At 38.6% G+C, this 3,778-nt stretch carries 5 protein-coding genes; all 5 read left to right on the forward strand.

Going from position 1 to position 3,778, the window contains the following annotated elements:
* Nucleotides 1–145: 145 nt before the first annotated feature.
* The 5 genes from KIV41_RS24055 (at nt 146) to KIV41_RS24075 (ending at nt 3,556) form a co-directional block, all read left to right on the forward strand.
* Complete coding sequence (locus tag KIV41_RS24055) at nt 146–574, forward strand: GNAT family N-acetyltransferase (RefSeq protein ID WP_252040600.1); 429 nt, start codon at nt 146–148, stop codon at nt 572–574.
* 122 nt (nt 575–696) lie between these two features.
* A complete protein-coding gene (locus KIV41_RS24060) occupies nt 697–1,149 on the forward strand; it encodes a GNAT family N-acetyltransferase (RefSeq protein ID WP_285337812.1) in 453 nt (150 codons plus the stop codon).
* A gap of 302 nt (nt 1,150–1,451) precedes the next feature.
* Nucleotides 1,452–2,219: a M15 family metallopeptidase gene (locus KIV41_RS24065; protein ID WP_079402518.1), complete on the forward strand. Its 768-nt coding sequence runs from the start codon at nt 1,452–1,454 to the stop codon at nt 2,217–2,219.
* Nucleotides 2,216–2,698: a hypothetical protein gene (locus KIV41_RS24070; RefSeq protein WP_038884254.1), complete on the forward strand. Its 483-nt coding sequence runs from the start codon at nt 2,216–2,218 to the stop codon at nt 2,696–2,698. The genes KIV41_RS24065 and KIV41_RS24070 overlap by 4 nt, the downstream gene beginning before the upstream one ends.
* A gap of 180 nt (nt 2,699–2,878) precedes the next feature.
* Nucleotides 2,879–3,556: an AbiV family abortive infection protein gene (locus tag KIV41_RS24075; RefSeq protein WP_252040597.1), complete on the forward strand. Its 678-nt coding sequence runs from the start codon at nt 2,879–2,881 to the stop codon at nt 3,554–3,556.
* The last annotated feature ends 222 nt before the right edge of the window (nt 3,557–3,778 follow it).

Raw genomic sequence — 3,778 nt, forward strand, 5'->3', positions numbered from 1 at the left:
TAACAAACTGTTCAAGAGGGATTCGCAACGCGTGGCATTTTCACTATGCGTTGGTTTTAGTGTTTAAGGTGGTATGCGGTGGCTTCGGTATTGCGTTGCTCACCCCTTAACAGGGCGTTATACGCTTTTGAGGAAATAATCCAATATGAACAAGGTAGTATTCAGAAATTGCGATGAAAATAGTCAATATTGGGTTGCTCTAGAGAAGCTGTTTCAAACAGAATGGTCTGACTTTCTATTCGTAGATACCTATAAACCAGAAGCCAACCTTCCACCTGTGATAATTGCTCTCAGAGGCAATCAAGTTATCGGTGGTCTTGCTTACTCGCGCTTTAAAGAACCTAATGGTGACTCAGAAGTCATTTGGTTTAATGCTGTTTATGTTTCACCAGAGTGGCGTGGTCAAGGTATTGCTAGTGAACTGATTAACCGAGGTGTTAGCCAAATATCAGCAGCAACTCAAAGTAATCTGTATGCTTACACCAATGTACCATCGTTGTACGAGTCATTAGGTTGGTTGGCAGTTGACATTGAAAGTGAGCCAAATCATAAGGTTATGAAAGTTTCGTTGTAGTGTCAGCACGCGTATAACAAAGCATTTAAGAGTGATTCCCAACGCTTGGCGTTTTCGCTTCGCTCAAGTATCGCCAAGCGCCGCTCACACCTTAATGCGGCGTTAGCAAACAAGGCGGAAATATGGAAATCCGAAAATATAGTAGTAAGTATCGAGCGCAATGTATTGAAGCGTTTGAAAGTAATATTGGTCAATACTTTGATTCATCAGAGCGTGCAGAATTTATCGAATATCTTGATGTTTTATCTGAAAGTTCTGAATACTATGTTTGCCTTGAAAGCGATAGTGAGAAATTGCTTGGTTGTGGTGGTGTCGGGTTAAAGTCATCAGTTGCTTCTTTGGCTTGGGGCTTGGTCCATAAAGACTTTCATGGTCAAGGTATAGGAACACAGTTAACTGACTTTCGACTGTCTTATATAAAGAACAATACCTCATTGCATAAGGTGAAAATCGAAACATCCCAACACACTCAAGGTTTCTACGAGAAACGTGGTTTTACAGTAACCAAAACCATCCCAAACGGTTTTGGTGCAGGAATTGATTGTGTGGTAATGGATTTATGCATAAGTCGTTGAGTTTGTTTGCTAACAAAGCGTTTAAGACGGATTCCCAACGCTCGGCATTTTCGGTTTGATTCAGCTTTAGTGTTTACGTCACAATGGTTTAGGTGTGGTGGTCTGCGTTGCTCACCACTTAACGCGGCGTTATGCGCTATCTACGTCAACTGTTGTTTTGTGTTGTAGCTTCAATAGATTATGAAAAGCTAGTTGCTATTCATATAAAAATTTCTGTCTGATCTCATGAAAGCTGATTGGCTCGAAAATAGATGTATCCAAAAGGTAAAATAGTAGCCTAAATTTTCTAAGAAGAGGCTCAGATGGCTAAGGTAAAACTCATTGGTTCAGTAGGCGTAAGTGGGAAAAATCAGACAATTGATATAAAGGAAATACAAAAAGGACTCAACCTCACTATTTCATTGTTAAAACCAATTGCTCAATTAAAAGTTGATGGTTCTCTAGGTAGAAATCCTGAAAAGTCAAAGACGGTGGCTGCTATAAAGGAATTTCAAAAGAGGGTAGTTGGGATGGTAAGACCTGATGGAAGGGTTGATGTAAATGGCAAAACTCATAGGAAATTAAATCATTGCATTCAAAAGAAATTAGAAAAGGCCGCAGTTAAGCCATCGGTAAAAACCCCTTCTAAAATCGCAAAACAGGCAGCTAAAACGTGGGATGTTATTACAGATAATCGAATTGCGACATTGCATAGTTATGTTAGGTCACCAGCGGCTGCGTTCATAAATGCTGTGGAAGAAGAACTTGGTATTGCTTTACGTATAACCCAAGCTCTGCGTACAGTTGAAGAGCAAGACAAATTGTATGCTAAAGGTCGAACAACTGAAGGAAAGATAGTCACCAATGTTAAAGGTGGATATAGTTATCATAATTATGGATTGGCGATAGATGTTGTTGAGATTAAGGATAGAAAAGTTAACTGGAATCCTGACTGGAAAGCAATTGGAAAAATTGGTATCAGTTATGGATTTGAATGGGGTGGAAATTGGAAGAGTTTTGTAGATAAACCACATTTTCAGATGACTTTTGGCCTGTCAATCGCAGATTTGGTTGATGGAGAAAGGCCATGATATATAACTTGTTTAAGATTGTACTCTTGTCCTCATTAACGCTGTATTCATACAATCATGCATGGGCGTTTGACAAGGTGATGTGTGACTTCGAACGTATGCATCATTTAATTGATATGAAGGAGTCTGGTTTATCTATTATTGAGAAAAATAATTTATCACAATCGTCAGAAGGTAGCTTGATTAAAGAATACTGGGACGGCGATGAATTGAAAATAGTTAGGGTTATATATTATGGTGAAACAGGAAAGTCTGAATTAAGCTATTATCCTAGTGATAAGGATTACCTTGTTAAGGTTTCCGATTATTTCTATACGGTTCCAATATATCTAGAGTCATCAAAGATAGTATCTATAAAAGAATCTATTTTTGCAATTTGTCATGATATTGAACCAAACTACCCTAATAGTTCTTCTCTAGATACTGAGTACAAGCGTGCATTAAGTATTCTTAATCAGCTCAATAAGACGGGATTGTGAACAGGTATGTGACATTTTGTACTAGAATACAAGACGCATAACAAAGCATTTAAGAGTGATTCCCAACGCTTGGCATTTTTGATGTCATCGTTGGGTTTTGTGTTTATGGTGGTATGGTAAGGTTTCGAGGTAGCGTTGCTCACACCTTAATGCGGCGTTATAACTCATCAGAGGTTCATCATGAGTAAAAACTTGAAACAATGGAAGAATACACTCAACTCAGAGCAAATTGCTCATGGGATGAATGTAGCGACAGCTAATGCAGTGAGGCTGTTAAAAGATGCGGAACTTTTGTTTCAGGCTGGCAGTTTTCCTACGGCATGTTCAATAGCAATCTTAGCTATCGAAGAAGCAGGTAAAATTTCAATCCTCAGAGAGTTATCTGTAGCTCGTGATGGCAAAGATGTTAAAGAGGCATGGAGATCATATCGTTCCCATACACACAAAAATGTGTTGTGGATGTTTCCATCATTAGTTCAGAGTGGTAATAAAACACTGGATAGTCTGAGCAAACAGCTTGAACGAGGTTCAGAAGCTACCGTCATATTAGATGACTTAAAACAAATTGGGTTTTATACAGATTGCCTTGGAAATAGGAATTGGTCTGTGCCTGATGAAATTATTGATAAAAGTGCAGCTACAGATATCTTAGAAATAGCTCGAATTTTATGTAGTGAACGTACTTACTCAAAGAAAGAAGTCGATCTGTGGGTAAAACATATGAAACCTGTTAAGGGCTGTGCTGTTGAGATTGAAAAGCAAGCTCTCAATAATTGGTTTATTGAAATGCAAGCAAATGACTTGATCAAAGAGCACTCTATAAAGTTCTCTGATTTTATTGGTGAAAATGAGTTATAACAAAGCATTTAAGAGTGATTCTCAACGCTTAGCATTTTTCATTCCATCGTTGAGTTCAGTGTTTACGGTGGTCTGGTTGAGTTCCGTGGTCGCGTTGCTCACACCTTAATGCGGCGTTAGCCTTTTCTTCATGTGGCTAGATTCAACGGAGTATCACCGTATATTTAGAAGGTAAGAATGAAAAGATTAATATTGGTTGCGGGGGTGTCTTTCAGTCAGTTA

Source organism: Vibrio sp. D401a (assembly GCF_030248515.1).
Taxonomy (GTDB): domain Bacteria; phylum Pseudomonadota; class Gammaproteobacteria; order Enterobacterales; family Vibrionaceae; genus Vibrio; species Vibrio rotiferianus.

What these genes read in the sequence shown, in the direction of transcription:
- KIV41_RS24065 (WP_079402518.1), top strand. Translation starts at nt 1,452, where the DNA reads ATGGCTAAGGTAAAACTCATTGGTTCAGTAGGCGTAAGTGGGAAAAAT.
- KIV41_RS24070 (WP_038884254.1), top strand. Translation starts at nt 2,216, where the DNA reads ATGATATATAACTTGTTTAAGATTGTACTCTTGTCCTCATTAACGCTG.
- KIV41_RS24060 (WP_285337812.1), top strand. Translation starts at nt 697, where the DNA reads ATGGAAATCCGAAAATATAGTAGTAAGTATCGAGCGCAATGTATTGAA.
- KIV41_RS24075 (WP_252040597.1), top strand. Translation starts at nt 2,879, where the DNA reads ATGAGTAAAAACTTGAAACAATGGAAGAATACACTCAACTCAGAGCAA.
- KIV41_RS24055 (WP_252040600.1), top strand. Translation starts at nt 146, where the DNA reads ATGAACAAGGTAGTATTCAGAAATTGCGATGAAAATAGTCAATATTGG.